This window comes from Streptomyces sp. NPDC002306 (assembly GCF_053593435.1).
This window is the reverse complement of sequence record NZ_JBSFCK010000009.1, coordinates 113,088-130,421: the sequence shown is the minus strand read 5'-3', so window position 1 is coordinate 130,421 and position 17,334 is coordinate 113,088. Positions and strand designations below refer to the sequence as shown.

The window sequence follows — 17,334 nt, the reverse complement described above, 5'->3', positions numbered from 1 at the left end:
CGTTCCGCCGTCACGACAGGTTGATCCGCGACAGCTCGCTGTGGACTGCGCCACGTTGCGCGTCCTCCGGTTCCGCCGTACCACACTCACCCCAAAACGGGCGGGTTTTCCGGACATTGATGAACGAAGTTCCGGATCACCGGGAGCGGTACAACGATCGGCCAGCCTACCGCGCGCAGTACGACAACAGGATCACGGGGCGCGATCCGGCAGCACACCGCTGAGCAGGAACGCGACGCTCCGCTCGGTCTCCGTCCAGGCCCGGGTGTCCAGTTCGACCGACTGGAGGAGGGCGCACTCGACGTCGTAGCCGTGCTCCGTGAGGTCCCGGCCGATGACCTCGGCCGCGTCCCGGTTGGCCGCGTGCGCGACGATGCGGCGCGGGCGGCGGTCGGCGACCGCGGAGACCACGGCGGCGCCCCCGCCGGCGACGCGGACCACGTCGGGTTCGGGCAGCCGCTCCAGGGCGTGCGGGGCGGTGCCGTGGACGACCTGGAGCTGGACCCCGTGCCGGCGTCCGGCGGCGTCCGTGCGGGCGCAGGCCCGAGGGTCGCGGTCGACGGCGATGACGGCGGCGCCGGCCAGGGCCGCCTCGGTGGCGAAGGCGCCGCTGCCGCTGCCGATGTCCCACACGAGGTCGCCGACCCGGGGGCCGAGCCGGGCGAGTTGGGCGGCGCGGAGCAGATCCGTCTCGCCCTCGCCGAGCGGCCCGTCGTAGGCCTCGGGGGGCAGTGTCCAGCCCCGTGGGGCGGCGGCCGGGTCGCGGCCGGCGATCCAGCCGCCGCCCTCGCCCGCGGCGCCCCGGCCGGCCGGACCGCCGATGACGATGACGACGTTCGGGTCGCGCCAGGTGTGGTCGGCGGCCTTGTCGGAGGTGACGACGGAGACCTGTTCACGGTCGGTGCCGAGTTCCTCGCAGATCACGAAGGTGCGGTGGACGCCCTCCAGGAGCAGGCCGAGTTCCGCGGGCCCGGCGCCGGGTGAGGTCAGCACCGCGACCTTGGTGTGGGCCCGGCACACGTTCACCGCGCGGCGCAGCGTACGGCGGTGTGCGACGACCACCTGGGCGTCGTCCCAGGGCATCCCGGCCCGGGCGAACGCGGTGGCCACCGAGGAGACGGCGGGGACGACCTCGACCTCCAGGCCGAAGTCGGGCGCGCGCAGCATCCGTACGACGCCGAAGAAGCCGGGGTCACCGTCGGCGAGCACGACCGCGGTACCGCGGTGCCCGGCGATGCGACGGGCGGCGAGTTCGACACTGCCCAGCCGGATGCGTTCGGCGGAGGGCGGGATCTCGGGCAGTGCCAGGTGGTGGGCCGCACCCGCGACCAGCGTGGCCGCGCCCAGGGCCGCGCGTGCCGTGGCGGTCAGCGGCGAGCCGTCCCAGCCGATCACCGTGACCCGGTCGGCCATCCTCAAACTCCAGGGGTCTCGCGCAGGTCGTCAGGGGGACAGCCCGCAAGGGCTCCGTGAGGGTACCTGGTGGCCGGGTGCGGGTTCAGTTCCAGTCGGTGTAGGCGGTGGACGACGTGAAGCTGCCGCTGTCGGAGAGCTGCTCCCCCGCGCCCTCCAGGTCCTCCGGCAGCAGGCTCCAGACGATGAAGTCGGTGCGCATGTCGATCCAGCGGCCGTCCTCGGTGCGGGTACGCGCTATGCAGGCGTTGCGCAGGACGCCCTCGCTGATGCAGCCGATCTTCTGGGCGACCTGCTGCGAGGCCGTGTTGTCGGCCGCCGTGCGCAGTTCGATGCGCTCGAACTTCTGGTCCGTGAAGAGCCACTGGGCGGTGGCGAGGGCCGCCTCGGAGGCGTAGCCCTCGCCGCGTGCCCAGGAGGCGACGATGTACGACAGTTCGGTGGACCGGACCTGCCAGTTGGTCTTGCCGAGCTGGATGATGCCGACCAGGCGCTGGGTGAGGAACTCGGTGACGGCGAGGTCGAGGCCGCGTCCCGCGACGCGCTCGGTGGGCGCGTAGGTGCTGACCCAGGCGTGGGCGCCGTCCTGGGTGAAGGGCTGGGGCACGCTCGTCCAGGCCGCGATCTGCTCGTCGTTCATCATCTCGGCCAGGGCCTCGACATCGTCCTCGTCGAGGGGACGCAGCACCAACCGCTCCGTGCTGATGGAGATGTTGGGGAAGGTGCTCGTCATGCGCCGCTCCGTAGCCGTCGAGTCGTCAGGTGCTGCTGAACTGCCCAGCATGCAGCATGAAAGCACCGGACCGCACCACGGGGTCCACTCCCGTCGGGACGTGGACCCCGTGGTGCGGTGAGCCGTACTAGAACGAGGCGATGACGGAGCCGTCGTACTTGTCCTGGATGAACTTCTTGACCTCGGGCGAGGTGAGGAGCTTGGCGAGCTTGAGCACGCGCGGGTCCTTCTCGTTGCCCTTCTTCACGGCGAGGAAGTTGCCGTAGGGGTTGTTCGTGGCGGCCTCGAGGACCAGGGCGTCCTTCGCGGGCTTCAGATCGGCCTCGATGGCGTAGTTGCCGTTGATGACCGCCGCGTCCACGTCGTCCAGGGAGCGGGGCGTCTGGGCCGCCTCCAGCTCCTTGAACTCGAGGTGCTTGGGGTTCTTGGTGATGTCGGCGGGGGTCGCCTCGGTGCCGACGCCGTCCTTGAGCGTGATGAGCCCGTTGGCCGCGAGCAGCTTGAGGGCCCGGGCCTCGTTGACGGTGTCGTTCGGGACGGCGACGGTCGCGCCGTCCTTCAGGGCGTCGGCGCTCTTGAACTTGTGGGAGTAGAGGCCGAGCGGCTCCAGGTGGACCGTGACGACGGGCACGATGTGGGTGCCGTTCTTCTTGTTGAAGTCGTCGAGGTACGGCTGGTTCTGGAAGTAGTTCGCCCCCACGGAGCCGTCCTCCGTCGCCGTGTTCGGGGTGACGTAGTCGGTGAACTCCTTGACCTCCAGGTCGAGGCCGGCCTTCTTCGCCAGGTTGTCCTTGACGAAGTCGAGGATCTGGGCGTGCGGCGTCGGGCTCGCGGCGACGACCAGCGGTCCGCTGTAGTCGGCGCCGGAGGATGACGAGGCGGAGTCCTTGTCCGAGCCGCAGGCGGAGAGTCCGAGGGTGAGGGCTCCGGCGGCGAGGACGGCGGTGGTGATCTTGGCGGTGTTACGCACGAAAAGTGCCTTTCCTGAGGGGTGGTGCTGGGTGGTGCGAAGTGGTGCTCTGTGGTGCTGGATGGTGCTCGGTGGTGCTGGTGGTGCGGTGCGCCGCGAGAGGTGCGGCGCGGGTCAGACGGTCTTGCCGGTCGCCGTCGCGGCCTTCAGCAGCCGCAGCCTCGGCGCGGGGCCGCTCTCGCCGCCGCGGCGGTGCAGCGAGCGGGCCGCGTAGTCGCCGGCGAACTGGATGAGCGAGATGACCACGGCGAGGATCGCCACGGTGATCCACATCAGCTGGGTCTCGAAGCGCTGGTAGCCGTAGCGGATGGCGATGTCGCCGAGGCCGCCGGCGCCGACCGTGCCGGCCATCGCGGAGTAGCCGATGAGGGCGACGACCGTGGTGGTGGTGCTGGAGATGAGGGAGGGCAGCGACTCCGGTACGAGGACCTTGCGCACGACCGTCCAGGTGTTGCCGCCCATCGCCTGCACGGCCTCGACGAGGCCGCCGTCCACTTCGCGGACAGCCGTCTCGACCAGCCGGGCGAAGAAGGGGATCGCGCCGATGGCGAGCGGCACGATGGCGGCCTCGCGGCCGATGGTCGTGCCCGTGATCGAGCGGGTGAAGTTCATCAGCGCGACCATGAGGATGATGAAGGGCATCGAGCGGGCGACGTTCACGACCTGCCCGATGACTCTGTTGGCCAGGACGTTCTGGAGGAGTCCGCCCCGGTCGGTGAGGACGAGCAGGACGCCGAGCGGAAGGCCGCCGACGACGGCGATGAGGGTGGACCAGCCGACCATGTAGAGCGTGTCCCAACACGCCTGGGACAGCAGGGGCTGCATCTGGGACCAGCTCACTTCGCACCTTCCTCGACCAGCGCGGGCGTCTGCGCCCGGTTGTCGACCACGTCGATCTGAAGCCCCTGCTCGCGCAGGAAGCCGATGGGCACGACGTTGTCCTCGTAGCCGCCGGGCAGTTCGATGCGCATCCGGCCGACCTGGAGGCCGCCGACGGTGTCGATGGCGGCGCCGAGGATCGATATGTCGATGTTGTAGGTACGCGAGAGCTGGGAGATGACCGGCTGGGTGGCGCTCTCGCCCTGGAAGGTGACGTCGACGACGGTCCGGCCTGCGCCGGTGGCCTCGCCGCCGACGGGGAACAGGGCGGCGGCCAGTTCGGAGCCCGGGGTGGCGAGCAGGTCGCTGACCGTGCCGGACTCGACGATGCGGCCGTTCTCCATCAGGGCCGCCGAGTCGCAGACCGACTTCACGACGTCCATCTCGTGCGTGATGAGCAGGACGGTCAGGCCCAGCTGCCGGTTCAGGTCGCGCAGCAGCTGGAGGATCGACCGGGTGGTCTCCGGGTCGAGGGCGCTGGTGGCCTCGTCGGAGAGCAGCACCTTCGGGTCGCCGGCCAGGGCGCGGGCGATGCCGACGCGCTGCTTCTGGCCGCCGGAGAGCTGGGACGGGTAGGCCTTGGCCTTGTCGGCGAGGCCGACGAGGTCGAGGAGTTCCAGCGCCTTGCGGGAACGTTCCTTCCCCGACTTCCCGAGGATTTCGAGCGGCAGCTCGACGTTGTCCTGAACGGTCCGGGAGGACACCAGGTTGAAGTGCTGGAAGACCATGCCGATCCGGCTGCGCGCCCGGCGGAGCTCCTTGCCGGCGCGGGGTCCGCGTCCGGCCAGGGCCGTGAGGTCCTGGCCCGCCACGGTGACCGTGCCCGCGGTGGGGCGTTCGAGGAGGTTGACGCAGCGGATGAGCGAGGACTTGCCGGCGCCGGACTGGCCGATGACGCCGTACACCTCTCCCTCGCGCACGTGCAGATCGACGCCGTCGAGGGCGGTGACCTCACGGCCGCGGGAGCGGTAGACCTTGGTCAGGCCCGTGGTGGTGATCACTGGAGATTCCGTCACTGTCGAGTGCGCGGGCGTGGGTGTGCCCGGGCACGGGTGCGTTCGTTCAGGGACGCGGCATGGTTCTCGCGGTGGCGATGGAACCGGGGAGAACATGTGCGCGGGCGGCGTCCGTCACGCACGACCTACATCGTGCGGACAGGCCACGGCGTCTCGCTTCGGGGCGCGAGACCGGGTGGTGCGGGGGCCCTCTAGAAGGCGCACATTCGACACATACAACGAGCACCGGGCGTCATGGTCGCCTCGGTCGCAAGGGTGCGGCTGCTCGTCGTGGTCATGCGATCAGTAAACCAGACGTATGGTCCTGACCCTCCGCCGCTGTCCACATGCCGGACAGCGGCGGACGGGGGTCAGCGGCGGACGGAGATCTCCACTCCGGCCTCGGTGACCAGTGCCGACAAGGCCGACAGGTCCCTCACCACCAGGTCGGCGTCGAGCTCGTGGGCCTGGTGGGTTGTGGCCAAGGCCACGGTCGTCATGCCGGCGGCGCGCCCCGCCTCCAGCCCGGCGGGGGCGTCCTCGAAGACGACGCAGTGGGCCGGGTCGACGCCCAGGCGGTGGGCGGCGAGCAGGTAGGGCTCGGGGTCGGGCTTGCCGCGCGTGATGTCGTCGGCGGCGATCAGCGTCTTCGGCAGGATGCCGACGGCGTCGAGCCGGGCCTGGGCGAGGCGCAGGGTGGCGGAGGTGACGACGGCCCACCGGTCGGCGGGCAGCGCGTCGAGGAAGTCCTTGGTCCCGGGCAGCAGTTGCACGCCCCCGTTCGGTACGTCCTCCACCTCCAGCAGCTCGATCCGCGCGACGGCCTCCGGCACGATCTCGGCGGGCAGCAGGTCGGCGGCTATCTCCACGGCCGGCCGGCCGTGCAGCGGGACCCCGGCGAAGTCCTCGGCGGTGATGCCGTACTCCCGGGCCCACCGGGTCCAGCAGCGCCGCACGGAGGCGAGGGAGGAGACGAGGGTGCCGTCGTTGTCGAACAGGAGGGCTTGTGCGTGGAACGTCATGGTCAAGACCCTACGGCGCCACCACACCCGCCCTGTGGGCCCGCCCACGCCCCCCTCACCGAACCGGCTGCTCGGCCCCGCCGGGGTCGGCCACCACCGTCCCGGCGGACCGCTCGCCGACCTCCCCGCGGTGCGGTCGGCTTCGGCGTGGGTGGGGCCCAGGGGCGGGGGCGCACGCGGCGGGGCTTTTGGGGCGTAATAGGGTCGCCGCATGCTTGATGCCCTGACGCCGGTGATCGGTGTCGCCGCGCTGCTCCTCGCCGCCTGGTGCGGCTGGGCGGCCTATCGTGACCAGCCGACGAAGGACTGGCACTTCATCGGGATGGCCGTGGTCTCGGTGCTGGCCGTGGTCCAGCTGGTGGTCGGGATCGTGCAGTTGGCGCGGGGCGAGCAGGCGGAGCAGGGCACGACGATCTTCGTGGCGTACCTGGTGGGCGCGTTCGCGTGCGTCCCGGCCGCGGGCTTCATGTCGCTGGCCGAGCGGACCCGGTGGGGATCGGCGACGGTCGCGGCCGGCGGTGTCGTCCTCGCCGTCCTCGAAGTGCGGCTCTTTGACATCTGGGGAGGCTGAGATGACCGCGGTGAACGAGAAGCCGGCACGGCTCATCGGCGGGCCGGGCATTCTGCTGGTCTGGCTGTACGGCGTGATGGTCGTCGGCGCGGTGTCGCGGTCCGTCTACCAGATCGCCACCGAGTTCGACCGGGCGCCACTGGCGTACACGCTGTCGGCGGTGGCGGGCGTGGTCTACGGATTCATCACGTACTCGCTGGTGCGCGGCGGGGACCGGGCCCGCAGGGCGGCGCTGGTGTGCTGCGCCGCCGAGCTCGCGGGCGTCCTGATCGTCGGTACCTGGACCCTGGTCGACCCCTCGGCGTTCCCGGACGCGACGGTGTGGTCGAAGTACGGCATGGGGTACGTCTTCATCCCCGTACTGCTGCCCGTGTCGGCGCTGTACTGGCTCCGCGGGGCGCGCACCCGCGACTGAGGCGCGCACCCGGGACGGGCGACGGCGACACCCGGGTCGAGCCGGGTCGGCGCTACGCGGTCGTCGCGTAGGCTCCGGCCGGCTTCTCCAGGACGATCATCGGTACGCCGTCGTCACCCTTCGACGTGCCCACCGTCTCGTAGCCGACCCGGCGGTACAGGCGCAGGCTGCCCTCGCTGCGGTGGCCGGCGAACAGGCGGAAGGTCTTGGCGCCGCGCTCCTCGGCGAGCGCCGCCTCGGCCGCGCGCAGCAGGCGGGCGCCGATGCCGTGACCCTGGAGGCGGGGGTGGACGCAGAGCTTGCCGATGGAGGCCGCGCCGTCCTCGGTGATCCGGCCGCGCACCGTGCCGACGACCTCCTCGCCGAGGCGTGCGACGAAGACGCAGTCGGCGTCGACCTCCCCGCGGACCGAGTCGAGGCTCTGCACCAGCGGGTCGATGCGGTAGTTGCCGTACAGCGCCGCCTCGCTCTGGAAGCACAGGTACTGCAGCCTGAAGATCTGCTCCACGTCCTGCTCGGTCGCCACCGAGATGGTCACGCTCATGCCCATGTGCGCACGCCTCCCGCTCACCTGATCGCCTGTTGTCCCTCACTCCTATCCCCGTGCTCCGCGGGCCGCAACCTCCGGCGCGAGCAAACGCCGTAGACATCCGAGACATTTGGAGCGTTCCGGTCCGAGACTGCCCTGTGAGATACCCAACTCCCCCGCGATCTCCCGGTAGGTGAGGTCCTCCGGCGCCAGCAGCGCCTCCAGCAGACGGGGGCAGCGGCCGGGCAGCCGGCGCACCGCGTCGCGCAGGGCGCGGTGGCGGGCGGCGCTGAGGGCGAGTTGCTCGGGGCCGCGGCTGTCGTCGGCGACGGGCTCGGTGGCGTAGGGCCGTTCATGGCGGGCCCGGCGGCGCGTGCGGCGCGCCTCGGAGCGGACGGCCCTGCGCAGCCAGCCCTGGGGGTCGGGCGGCGGCGCGTCGACCGCGAGGCGCTCCAGGAGGCGGAGCCAGACCGCCTGTTCCAGATCACCCGCCTCGGTTCCCGAGGCGTGCGCCTCGGCGGATGCCTCGGCGGCGAGCAGCGGGCGCAGGGTGGTGAGCATGTCGTGCTTCATGTGCGGCACGACGCGGCCGCCCGGGCATCGGGTTGCCCGGGCGGCCGGTTGTCACTCCAACGGGGAATCAGCCGTTGACGAAGTCCGCGCGGGCCAGCACGCCGGTGTCCGCGTTGTCGGTGAAGACACCGTCGATCCCGGTGGCGAAGTAGGCCTTGAAGGCGCCGAAGGCGTCGCCGTAGCCGTCGGCGTCGGTGCCCTTGCGGAAGTTCGCGGGCAGGAAGGGGTTCTCGTTGCGCATGGTGTACGGGTGCAGGATCAGACCCACCGCGTGCGCGTCCCTGACCAGGGTGGTCGGCGTGCCGAGGTTGCCGCTCGCGTCGCGCGGGACGACCAGGTCCAGGGTCGGTCCGATGCCCTGCGCGTAGCCGGCGATCTCCCGGAGCCCCGCGGGGCTGATGAGGTCGGCGACCGTGCGCGGGTCGCCCGTCTCGACGAAGTCCCAGGGGCGGCTGGCCGCGGTGGACAGCAGCACGACGAGCGGGTTGTCGACGAGCCGGTTCAGGCGCTGGATGCTGGTCGGCTCGAAGGACTGGAGGATGACCGGCGAGTTCCACTTGTCCTTGTTGTACTTGCGCAGCAGCTTGGCGACCCGCTCCTCCAGGCCGAGACCGAGCTTGCGGAAGTACGTGGGGTGCTTGGTCTCCGGGTAGATCCAGACCTGCTTGCCGCGCTTGCGGGTCTGCTCGTCCTGCCAGCGGAGCACCTCTTCGAAGGTGGGGATCTCCCAGCGGCCGTTGTAGAGGGTGTTGTGCGGACGGTTGGCCGGGATGCGCTCGACGGCCCGCAGCGTCTTCAGCTCGGCGAGCGTGAAGTCCTCGGTGAACCAGCCGGTGGTGGAGACGCCGTCGAGGACCTTGGTGGTCTTGCGGTCGGCGAACTCCCGGTGGTCGGCGACGTCCGTGGTGCCGCCTATCTCCGGCTCGTGCCGGCAGACGAGGTGACCGTCCTTGGTCGGGACCAGGTCACCGGCCTCGACGACGTCGGCACCCAGGTCGAGGGCCAGCTGGTAGGAGCCGAAGGTGTGCTCGGGGCGGTAGCCGCTGGCGCCGCGGTGGCCGATGACGGTCGGTACGGGCAGGCTCCGCAGGCCGCGTCCCCCGTGCCGCGCGTCGGCTCTCGCCGTGCCGGCGGTGCCCAGGACCGCCGCGCTCGCACCGAGGACCGCCGCGCCGAGCAGCGCCCGGCGTCCGGTCCCGGTCGTTTCCTCGTTCGGCCCCTGCGGCTCCTGTGAACCCTGCGTGCCCATGAGCGTCCTCCTACCGTCGGCTCGTCCGTGCGCGCCGATCGTAGGGGCGTGGATGTGACCGAAGGGAGGCTCCGTGCCGAACAGGCGGATGACACCGGATGGCGTGTCGTCGGCGGGCCGTGACGGGGTGTCGGATTCGGCTCGGACGGCGGGGGTACGCGAACAGTGTCCGCCCGGGCGATCCGGCGGTCGGGTGGTGCGATGTCCGCCACATGGCTCACAGCGTCGCGGTCACGTTACGCGGGGGTGGCGGAGCTGCACCGCAGGTAAACGTACATCAACAGTGCGTAAGACCTCGGTGAACCCGATGTGCGCCGACCCTGGCGCCGCGAGTATCGTCCTCACCTGCCCAGAGACACACATGTCGCTCGGCCGTCTCTCGAACCCGGAGGGTCCGTTGTCCCGCTTCACGCTCATCAAGGCAGTGCTCGGACCGGTCATGCGCCTGATGTTCCGCCCTCGGGTGGAGGGTGTGGAGCACATTCCCGGTGAGGGCCCGGTGATCCTGGCCGGCAACCACGTCACGTTCATCGACTCGATGATCCTGCCGCTCGTCTGCGACCGTCAGGTCTGCTTCATCGGCAAGGACGAGTACGTCACCGGCAAGGGCCTCAAGGGCCGGCTGATGGCGTGGTTCTTCACCGGCGTCGGCATGGTCCCGGTCGACCGGGACGGCGGCAAGGGCGGGGTCGCGGCGCTGATGACCGGCCGTCGGATCCTGGACGAGGGCCGGGTCTTCGGCATCTACCCCGAGGGCACGCGCTCACCCGACGGCCGCCTCTACCGCGGGCGTACCGGTATCGCGCGGCTGACGCTGATGACCGGGGCGCCCGTCGTCCCGTTCGCCATGATCGGCACGGACAAGATCCAGCCGGGCGGGTCCGGGATGCCCCGGCCGAGCCGGGTCACGGTCCGGTTCGGGGAGCCGATGGAGTTCTCCCGCTACGAGGGGATGGACCGGGACCGCTATGTGCTGCGGGCCGTGACGGACTCCGTGATGACCGAGGTCATGCTGCTGTCCGGGCAGGAGTACGTGGACATGTACGCGACCAAGGCGAAGGCCGCGTAGCACTCCGCAGCGGTCCGCGCCCGCCCGGCACCTGCCGGGCGCGGCCCCACAGCTGTCCGCGCCGCCCCGCATCTCCCGAGCGCGGCCCCGCGCCCGCCTGACCGGGGGCGCGTGTCGGTGCCCCCGCGCCCCTCAGTGGCCGCTGTCCAACCGTTGGCCGCGCAGCAGGAACCAGGCCGCTGCCGCCGTCGCGAGCAGGACCACCGCGCCCGCGCCCGCCGCCAGGCTCAGGCCGTGCACGAAGGCCTCACGGGCCGCGCTCAGAAGGTGCTCGGCGGTGTCCGGGGGCAGGTGTGCCGCCGCCTCGACCGCGCCGCCGAGGGACTCGTGGGCCGCGGCCGGGGTGCCCGCCGGGCCCGTGAAGTCGCGGTAGACGCCCGTCATGATGGAGCCGAGTACGGCGATGCCGAGGGCCGCACCGAGTTCGTAGGCCGTCTCGGAGACCGCGGACGCGGCGCCCGCCTGTTCCTTGGGCACGCTGGAGAGGATCACGTCGGCGGTGACGGTGAAGGAGAAGCCGGCGCCGACACCGACGACGAGCAGGGCGGTGCCGAGCAGCGGGTAGCCGGTCGACCGGTCCAGCACGGTGAGCGCGGCCAGCGCGAGACCCACGGCGGCCAGACCGCCCGAGACCACGGCCCGTACCGAGAAGCGCCGGGCCGCGCGGCCCGCGACCAGTCCGGCCGCCACCGCGCCGATCGCGGCCGGCAGCTCGGCCAGGCCCGCCTCGAACGGGCCTCTGCCCTGGACGAGTTGCAGGTACTGGGAGAGGAAGAACACCAGGCCGGAGAGGCCCAGCACGGTCAGCAGGTCGGCCAGGACGGCGCCGCTGAAACCCCGGCTGCGGAACAGCCGCATGTCGAGCAGCGGGGTCGGCATGGTGAGCTGACGTCGGACGAACCCGTACAGGGCGGACGCGCCCAGCAGGCCCGCGGCGCATGTCTCCCAGGTGAGTCCGTGGGTGGCGGCCTCCTTGACCGCGTACACGACACCGATCATGCCGAGCAGGGACAGCACCACGCTGATGAGGTCCCAGGGACCGGGGTTCGGGTTGCGGGACTCCGGCAGCAGCCTGATGCCGACGAGGACGAGGACGACCATCACGGGCAGGTTGATCAGAAAGACGGAACCCCACCAGAAGTGTTCGAGCAGGAAACCGCCGGTGATCGGCCCGATCGCCGTGCCCGCCGAGGCGGCGGCGCCCCAGACGCCGATGGCCAGGCTGCGCTCGCGCGGGTCGTGGAAGAGATTGCGGATCAGGGCCAGCGTGGCCGGCATCAGGGTGGCACCGGCGACGCCGAGCAGCGCCCGGGCCAGGATCATCGTCTCCGGCGTGGTCGCGTAGGCGTTCAGGACGGATATCGCGCCGAACGCCGTGGCCCCGCCGAGCAGGATCCGCTTGCGGCCGACGCGGTCGCCGAGGCTGCCCATGGAGACGAGCAGGCCGGCGATGACGAAGGAGTAGACGTCGCCGATCCACAGGAGCTGGGTGCCGGTGGGCTCCAGGTCCTCACTGATGTAGGGGGTCGCGAGGCCGAGGACGGTCGCGTCCACGGCCACCAGCAGCACGGCGAGCACGAGGACGCACAGCGCGAGCCATCGGCCCGGGCGCGGTGCCGCCTCCGTGGTGGCCGCCGGCCGCAGGGTGCTGGTCATGATTCCTCTCTCCGTGGTTCGTCCCGTCGCAGTGCGCCGCCCAGGAGCAGCTCGACGGTCATGTGCGTGAAGTCCTTGGCGGCGACCCGGCCTTCCGAGACCGCCCAGGCGGCCGAGGCCAGCAGGCCGTACAGCGCCTCCGTGAGCCAGGCCGGGGTGAGGTCGATACGGAACTCGCCGGTCGCCTGGCCCTCGCGGAACAGGGCCGCGATGCGGTCGTCGATCCGGGTCCAGCCCGCGTTCTGCTCCTCGCCCTCGAACAACTGGTTCTCGGTGTAGAGGAAGGCGAGCAGTCCGGCGGCGGGTTCGATTTCGCGCACCAGCCGGTGTACGGCGTCCCGGGCCGGGCCCTCGTCCAGGCGGGCGGCGTCCAGCGCGGCCTCGCACTCGGCGATGCCGAGCGACTCCAGCGCCCGGACGAGCGCGTCCCGCCCGGCGAACTGGCGGTGCAGCGTGGCCCGGCTGATGCCGGCGGCCTTGGCGACCTCGTCCATGGTCGCGGTGGATTTACGGGTCAGCAGGGCGGCTGCGCTGCGCAGCACGTGGTCACGGTCGACAGCCATGAGACAATGATAGGCCAGATGAGACACTTCTGTCTCATCGTGAGCATGTGTGCCTCACGGCCGCCAGGGCGCGGCACGGCGGGGACGAGCACGCCCGGCCGCGCGGGGGTGTCTCGTCAGTGCCAGGGCAGCTGCCCGCGCCGCTCCCAGTACGCGTGCGGCTCCTCCACGAGCGCGGCCAGCCGGGCGAGCTGGTCCTCGTCGAGGTCGACGACGGCCGCGTGCAGGTTGGAGGCGAGCTGGTCGGCGGTCGCCGCGCCGGAGAGGACCACCCCGGCCCAGGGCTCGCGCAGGACCAGGGCGAGGGCGACGGCGTCACAGCCGAGGGAGGTCCGCTCCGCCACCTCGCGCAGCGCCTGCGGCGCGTACGGCCCCGCGAGCCGCCCGTTGGCCATGCCCTCCTTGACGATCACGGCGAGTCCCGCGTCGTGCGCCTCGGCGAGGGCGGGTCCGGCCGAGGTCTCGAGGACGTTGTACGTCGACTGGACGGTACGGAAGAGGGGCTCGCCGTCGACCGTCACGGCGAGCGCGGCCCGGATGGTGTCGGCCTGGGCCGGGCCGCTGGTGGAGAAGCCGATGGTGACGCCCTGCGCGGCGGTCTCGGCGAGCCGGGCGTGGAGCTCCTTGTCGGTGAGGGCGGGACTGTCCGGGGTCACCGAGTGGATCTGATAGAGGTCGAGCCGGTCGCCGAGCAGGGCGGCGGTCTCGGCGTGCTGCCGCTCGTACGTCCGCACGCCGTGGTCCTTGACCTCGTGCCGTTCGGCGTCGGTGGACCAGCCCGCGGTGTAGGTGTAGCCCCACTTGCTGCCGACCACGACGCCGTCGAGGTCGGGACGCGCGTTCAGCCAGTCGGCGAGGAACTCCTCGGAACGGCCGTAGGAGCGGGCGACGTCGAAGTAGCGGACGCCCTGGGCGTAGGCGGCGTCGAGGAGTTCATGGGTGCGCTCGCGCAGCGCGTCGACGCTGCGGTCCGGTGGCAGGTCGCGTTCCCGGCCGAGGTTGATGTAACCGGGACGGCCGACGGCGGCGAGGCCGAGACCGAGGTGGGCGGTGGGAGTCGTCGCTGCGCTCAGGCGGGCGAAGGGCATCGCGTGCTCCGTTCCGGTGGCTCCTTGCGGCTCACGACCAACGTAACCCGCGCCCACCCGGTGGCGGCCGGTGGCGCGGCGCCGGGCGCACGGCCACCCACTCCACTCCACTCCGCCACCGCCCCCGCCCCCGCCCCCGCCAACCGCACCGGCGCCACCCCGAGTTGTCGGGGTGGCGCCGGGCACGGACTTTCGGGAGGAGGCCGCGAGGCCGCTCAGCGGCGGGCGTCGGCCCACGTGTGCTGAACCGCCAGGTCCGCCTTCACCTCGGCGAGCTGTACGGCGACCGCCTCCGGAGCCGTACCGCCCCGGCCGTCGCGCGACGCGAGGGCGCCGGGGACATTGAGGACCGAGCGGACCTCGGGGGTGAGGTGAGGGGAGATCTTCGCGAACTGCTCGTCCGTGAGGCCGTCGAGTTCCTTGCCGTCGGCCTCGGCGACCTTCACGCACTCACCGGCGACCTCGTGCGCCACACGGAACGGCACGCCCTGCTTGACCAGCCATTCGGCGATGTCGGTCGCGAGGGAGAAGCCGGCCGGGGCCAGCTCCTCCATGCGCTCGCGGTGCACCGTGAGGGTGGCCATCATGCCGGTGAAGGCCGGGAGCAGGACCTCCAGCTGGTCGCAGGAGTCGAAGACCGGCTCCTTGTCCTCCTGGAGGTCTCGGTTGTACGCGAGCGGGAGGGCCTTGAGCGTGGCCATGAGGCCGGTCAGGTTGCCGATCAGGCGTCCCGACTTGCCGCGCGCCAGCTCGGCGATGTCGGGGTTCTTCTTCTGCGGCATGATCGACGAACCCGTGGAGAACGCGTCGTGCAGGGTCACGAAGGAGAACTCCTTCGTGTTCCAGATGATGATCTCCTCCGCGATCCGGGAGAGGTTGACCCCGATCATCGCGGTGACGAACGCGAACTCGGCGGCGAAGTCACGCGAGGCCGTGCCGTCGATGGAGTTGCCGGCACTGCCGCGCTCGAAGCCGAGGTCCGCGGCCACCGACTCCGGATCCAGGCCGAGGCTGCTGCCCGCGAGCGCGCCCGCGCCGTACGGCGACACGGCCGTCCGCTCGTCCCACTGGCGCAGGCGTTCGGCGTCCCGGGACAGCGACTGGACATGGGCGAGCACATGGTGCGCGAAGAGCACCGGCTGGGCGTGCTGGAGGTGGGTGCGGCCGGGCATCGCCACGTCCGGGTGAGCCTCCGCCAGGCCGACCAGCGCGTCCTGGAGGTCGGCGATCAGGCCGCCGATGATCCGGGCGTGGTCGCGCAGGTACATCCGGAAGAGGGTGGCGACCTGGTCGTTGCGGGACCGGCCCGCGCGCAGCTTGCCGCCGAGGTCGGGACCGAGGCGCTCCAGCAGACCCCGCTCCAGGGCGGTGTGCACGTCCTCGTCGGCGACCGTGCCGACGAAGGAGCCGTCCGCCACGGCCGACTCCAGGAGGTCGAGGCCGGCCAGCATCCGGGTCAGCTCGTCGTCCGTGAGCAGCGCCGCCTTGTGCAGCACACGCGCGTGGGCACGTGAACCCGCGATGTCGTAGGGCGCGAGGCGCCAGTCGAAGTGGACGGACGCGGACAGCTTCGCCAGGGCCTCGGCGGGTCCGTCGGCGAAACGGCCGCCCCAGAGCCGTACGTCACCGCTGTTGCTGCTCACTCGGTTTGCTCCTCGAAGGTGGTGATGTGCGAGGTCCGCGTCAGGCCGGCCGCGCCCGCTCTATGCATGAGTATGCAGAACTCTGCATGATTCGTCAATCGAAGCGGAGGGTCGTGGCTGGGTGGCGCGCTCCCGGCGGGCGGGCGGAAGGGAGGGAGGGAAGGTACGGCGTCCGGGTGGACCGCCCGCGGGGCCGCGCGGAGATTTCCGCGATCGCTTGAACACGAGAAATCGCTTTCCCGTATTCCTGTCCGACGCAGGCGCCGCGTCGACCGAGGAACGACAGCCACCCCCCGACCCGAGTGAGGCATTCCCATGTCCAGGGCTCTTCCGAAGTACAGCAAGCGCCGCGTCGCGTTCATCGGCGGTGCCGCCGCCGTGGTGCTGTCCGGCGCGGTCATCGCCGGTTCCGCCTTGGCCGGAGAGTCGTCCGGGAACGACAGCGCGAACGCCCGGACCCTGGCGGCCCCCGGCACCATCACCTGTCCGGACGTCGCCTCGCGGCTGCCCGCGATCCCCGCCACCGCACAGGCCGAGGTCGCCCGCAACCTCACCCTGCTCCAGACCCAGATCGACGAAGCGAACAAGCGACTCGTCGACACCGTCGGCCAGGGCGGACCCAACTTCGTCCAGAACGCCATCCTCGGCCCGCTCGAGGACAAGCGGATCGCCACGGTCAACCGCATCGCGACGGCGATCGGACGGACGGCGGCCAAGCCCACGGGGCTGGACGCGCTCGCGCCGTGCGCGCTCGGCGCGGGCGGCGTGACGAACACGGCGCCGGCCGCCCCGGGCGCGACGCAGACCGAACAGCCCGGTGGGAACACGGGCGACGCGAGCGGCACCGGCGGCACGGACGAGACCGGGGACACGGGGAACGCCGGCGCCGCCGGGACGATCGCCTGCCCGGACGTCGCCTCGCAGCTGCCCGCGATCCCCGCCACCGCCCAGGCCGAGGTCGCCCGCAACCTCACCCTGCTCCAGACCCAGATCGACGAAGCGAACAAGCGACTCGTCGACACCGTCGGCCAGGGCGGACCCAACTTCGTCCAGAACGCCATCCTCGGCCCGCTCAAGGACAAGCGCGTCTCGACCATCGACCGGATCGCCCTCTCCATCGGCCGCACCGCCGCCAAGCCCCAGGGACTGGACGCGCTGGCCGCCTGCACCCTCGAACAGTGAGGTGACAGGCAGCTGTGGCCGCCCCGATTCAGCGCCGGCCGGGGCGGCCACGGCAAGCGACGGCCACGAGCGGGGCGGGACGGCCGCGACGAGCCGTGACACGACGAACGCGGGTCGGGTCGGCCACGACCAGCGTGCCGGATCCGGCGGTTCCTGGAGACGGGCGCCAGGGTGTTCGACGATAATCGTTAGACATGGGAAAGACTTACGAGCGCATCGACGGCAGGCTCCGTACGTTCATCGAGGAGCAGCCCCTCTTCTTCACCGCGACCGCTCCACTGTCCGGCGACGGCACGGTCAACCTCTCCCCCAAGGGCCTCCGGGGCTCGTTCGTCGTCCTCGACGAACACTCCGTCGCCTACCTCGACTTCGCCGGATCCAACGCCGAGACCATCGCGCACCTGCGCGAGAACGGCCGGATCACCCTGATGTGGTGCGCCTTCCAGGGGCCGCCGAACATCGTGCGCGTCCACGGCCGCGGGGAGCCGGTCCTCCGTGACGATCCCCGCTTCAAGGAACTCCTCGCCCGCTTCCCGGACATCGACCCGACCCTGCACGGCCTGCGCGCGATCATCGTGGTGCGGGCCGAACTCGTGCGCGACAGCTGTGGGTACGCGGTGCCCTTCATGACGTACGACGAGGACCGCGATCTGCACGCCAGGCGCTTCGCCCGCGAGGACGACGACTCGCTGAGCGACTACTTCCAGCGGAAGGACCACGTGGCGACCAGCCTGGATGGCCTACCCGGGCTGCCGTTGCCGCTGCCGCCGTCTAGCGTCTGAGC

The 17,334-nt window shown here is 71.5% G+C and carries 18 protein-coding genes; 5 read left to right on the top strand and 13 right to left on the bottom strand.

Annotated elements, in window-relative coordinates; genetic code table 11:
* Window positions 1–192: 192 nt before the first annotated feature.
* From cbiE to ACWCQK_RS19860, 6 genes are all read right to left on the bottom strand, one after another.
* Window positions 193–1,413 carry a precorrin-6y C5,15-methyltransferase (decarboxylating) subunit CbiE gene (cbiE, locus tag ACWCQK_RS19885; protein WP_451156555.1) on the bottom strand — a complete coding sequence of 407 codons (1,221 nt, stop codon included), beginning with the start codon at window positions 1,411–1,413 and terminating at the stop codon, window positions 193–195.
* A gap of 85 nt (window positions 1,414–1,498) precedes the next feature.
* Complete coding sequence (locus ACWCQK_RS19880; protein WP_451156553.1) at window positions 1,499–2,146, bottom strand: GNAT family N-acetyltransferase; 648 nt, start codon at window positions 2,144–2,146, stop codon at window positions 1,499–1,501.
* Window positions 2,147–2,273: 127 nt separating this feature from the next.
* Window positions 2,274–3,116 carry a MetQ/NlpA family ABC transporter substrate-binding protein gene (locus tag ACWCQK_RS19875; RefSeq protein WP_451156551.1) on the bottom strand — a complete coding sequence of 281 codons (843 nt, stop codon included), beginning with the start codon at window positions 3,114–3,116 and terminating at the stop codon, window positions 2,274–2,276.
* Between the two features lie 114 nt (window positions 3,117–3,230).
* Entirely contained in the window at window positions 3,231–3,956 is a 726-nt protein-coding gene (locus ACWCQK_RS19870; protein WP_451156549.1) for a methionine ABC transporter permease, read from the bottom strand.
* A complete protein-coding gene (locus tag ACWCQK_RS19865) occupies window positions 3,953–4,996 on the bottom strand; it encodes a methionine ABC transporter ATP-binding protein (protein WP_451156547.1) in 1,044 nt (347 codons plus the stop codon). Before ACWCQK_RS19865 ends, ACWCQK_RS19870 begins: the two co-directional genes overlap by 4 nt.
* Window positions 4,997–5,361: 365 nt before the next feature.
* Window positions 5,362–6,012 carry an HAD family hydrolase gene (locus ACWCQK_RS19860; RefSeq protein ID WP_451156545.1) on the bottom strand — a complete coding sequence of 217 codons (651 nt, stop codon included), beginning with the start codon at window positions 6,010–6,012 and terminating at the stop codon, window positions 5,362–5,364.
* A gap of 211 nt (window positions 6,013–6,223) precedes the next feature.
* Between ACWCQK_RS19860 and ACWCQK_RS19855 the strand changes: the two genes are divergently transcribed.
* The gene (locus ACWCQK_RS19855) at window positions 6,224–6,583 is read left to right on the top strand and encodes a hypothetical protein (protein ID WP_451156543.1); all 360 of its coding nucleotides are present in this window, start codon (window positions 6,224–6,226) and stop codon (window positions 6,581–6,583) included.
* A gap of 1 nt (window position 6,584) precedes the next feature.
* Window positions 6,585–6,998: a hypothetical protein gene (locus ACWCQK_RS19850; protein WP_451156541.1), complete on the top strand. Its 414-nt coding sequence runs from the start codon at window positions 6,585–6,587 to the stop codon at window positions 6,996–6,998.
* Between the two features lie 52 nt (window positions 6,999–7,050).
* Here the strand turns inward: ACWCQK_RS19850 and ACWCQK_RS19845 are convergent, their stop codons facing one another.
* The 3 genes from ACWCQK_RS19845 to ACWCQK_RS19835 all read right to left on the bottom strand — a co-directional run bounded on the left by ACWCQK_RS19845 (window position 7,051) and on the right by ACWCQK_RS19835 (window position 9,349).
* A complete protein-coding gene (locus ACWCQK_RS19845) occupies window positions 7,051–7,548 on the bottom strand; it encodes a GNAT family N-acetyltransferase (protein WP_451156539.1) in 498 nt (165 codons plus the stop codon).
* Window positions 7,549–7,593: 45 nt separating this feature from the next.
* On the bottom strand, window positions 7,594–8,100 hold the full coding sequence (locus ACWCQK_RS19840) for an RNA polymerase sigma factor (protein WP_451156537.1): 507 nt from the start codon (window positions 8,098–8,100) through the stop codon (window positions 7,594–7,596).
* A 67-nt stretch (window positions 8,101–8,167) separates the two neighbouring features.
* The gene (locus ACWCQK_RS19835; protein ID WP_451156535.1) at window positions 8,168–9,349 is read right to left on the bottom strand and encodes a glycerophosphodiester phosphodiesterase; all 1,182 of its coding nucleotides are present in this window, start codon (window positions 9,347–9,349) and stop codon (window positions 8,168–8,170) included.
* A 361-nt stretch (window positions 9,350–9,710) separates the two neighbouring features.
* Here ACWCQK_RS19835 and ACWCQK_RS19830 point away from each other — a divergent pair, with 361 nt between their 5' ends.
* Window positions 9,711–10,418 carry a lysophospholipid acyltransferase family protein gene (locus ACWCQK_RS19830; protein ID WP_451156533.1) on the top strand — a complete coding sequence of 236 codons (708 nt, stop codon included), beginning with the start codon at window positions 9,711–9,713 and terminating at the stop codon, window positions 10,416–10,418.
* Between the two features lie 132 nt (window positions 10,419–10,550).
* On the opposite strand, the gene ACWCQK_RS19825 is transcribed toward ACWCQK_RS19830, so the two are convergent.
* The 4 genes from ACWCQK_RS19825 to argH all read right to left on the bottom strand — a co-directional run bounded on the left by ACWCQK_RS19825 (window position 10,551) and on the right by argH (window position 15,368).
* The gene (locus tag ACWCQK_RS19825; protein ID WP_451156531.1) at window positions 10,551–12,074 is read right to left on the bottom strand and encodes an MFS transporter; all 1,524 of its coding nucleotides are present in this window, start codon (window positions 12,072–12,074) and stop codon (window positions 10,551–10,553) included.
* Window positions 12,071–12,637, bottom strand: coding sequence for a TetR/AcrR family transcriptional regulator (locus tag ACWCQK_RS19820; RefSeq protein WP_451156529.1), 567 nt, complete (start codon window positions 12,635–12,637; stop codon window positions 12,071–12,073). Before ACWCQK_RS19820 ends, ACWCQK_RS19825 begins: the two co-directional genes overlap by 4 nt.
* Window positions 12,638–12,753: 116 nt before the next feature.
* Complete coding sequence (locus ACWCQK_RS19815) at window positions 12,754–13,725, bottom strand: aldo/keto reductase (RefSeq protein ID WP_451156527.1); 972 nt, start codon at window positions 13,723–13,725, stop codon at window positions 12,754–12,756.
* 215 nt (window positions 13,726–13,940) lie between these two features.
* A complete protein-coding gene (gene argH, locus ACWCQK_RS19810) occupies window positions 13,941–15,368 on the bottom strand; it encodes an argininosuccinate lyase (protein WP_451156525.1) in 1,428 nt (475 codons plus the stop codon).
* 315 nt (window positions 15,369–15,683) lie between these two features.
* Between argH and ACWCQK_RS19805 the strand changes: the two genes are divergently transcribed.
* Both ACWCQK_RS19805 and ACWCQK_RS19800 read left to right on the top strand, forming a co-directional pair.
* Window positions 15,684–16,550 carry a hypothetical protein gene (locus tag ACWCQK_RS19805; RefSeq protein WP_451156523.1) on the top strand — a complete coding sequence of 289 codons (867 nt, stop codon included), beginning with the start codon at window positions 15,684–15,686 and terminating at the stop codon, window positions 16,548–16,550.
* 194 nt (window positions 16,551–16,744) lie between these two features.
* A complete protein-coding gene (locus tag ACWCQK_RS19800) occupies window positions 16,745–17,332 on the top strand; it encodes a pyridoxamine 5'-phosphate oxidase family protein (RefSeq protein ID WP_451156521.1) in 588 nt (195 codons plus the stop codon).
* Window positions 17,333–17,334 lie beyond the last annotated feature (2 nt).

Coding starts and splice junctions, on each gene's coding strand:
- cbiE (WP_451156555.1), bottom strand. CDS start 1,413: ATGGCCGACCGGGTCACGGTGATCGGCTGGGACGGCTCGCCGCTGACC.
- ACWCQK_RS19880 (WP_451156553.1), bottom strand. CDS start 2,146: ATGACGAGCACCTTCCCCAACATCTCCATCAGCACGGAGCGGTTGGTG.
- ACWCQK_RS19860 (WP_451156545.1), bottom strand. CDS start 6,012: ATGACGTTCCACGCACAAGCCCTCCTGTTCGACAACGACGGCACCCTC.
- ACWCQK_RS19855 (WP_451156543.1), top strand. CDS start 6,224: ATGCTTGATGCCCTGACGCCGGTGATCGGTGTCGCCGCGCTGCTCCTC.
- ACWCQK_RS19850 (WP_451156541.1), top strand. CDS start 6,585: ATGACCGCGGTGAACGAGAAGCCGGCACGGCTCATCGGCGGGCCGGGC.
- ACWCQK_RS19845 (WP_451156539.1), bottom strand. CDS start 7,548: ATGGGCATGAGCGTGACCATCTCGGTGGCGACCGAGCAGGACGTGGAG.
- ACWCQK_RS19840 (WP_451156537.1), bottom strand. CDS start 8,100: ATGAAGCACGACATGCTCACCACCCTGCGCCCGCTGCTCGCCGCCGAG.
- ACWCQK_RS19835 (WP_451156535.1), bottom strand. CDS start 9,349: ATGGGCACGCAGGGTTCACAGGAGCCGCAGGGGCCGAACGAGGAAACG.
- ACWCQK_RS19830 (WP_451156533.1), top strand. CDS start 9,711: ATGTCGCTCGGCCGTCTCTCGAACCCGGAGGGTCCGTTGTCCCGCTTC.
- ACWCQK_RS19825 (WP_451156531.1), bottom strand. CDS start 12,074: ATGACCAGCACCCTGCGGCCGGCGGCCACCACGGAGGCGGCACCGCGC.
- ACWCQK_RS19820 (WP_451156529.1), bottom strand. CDS start 12,637: ATGGCTGTCGACCGTGACCACGTGCTGCGCAGCGCAGCCGCCCTGCTG.
- ACWCQK_RS19815 (WP_451156527.1), bottom strand. CDS start 13,725: ATGCCCTTCGCCCGCCTGAGCGCAGCGACGACTCCCACCGCCCACCTC.
- ACWCQK_RS19805 (WP_451156523.1), top strand. CDS start 15,684: ATGTCCAGGGCTCTTCCGAAGTACAGCAAGCGCCGCGTCGCGTTCATC.
- ACWCQK_RS19800 (WP_451156521.1), top strand. CDS start 16,745: ATGGGAAAGACTTACGAGCGCATCGACGGCAGGCTCCGTACGTTCATC.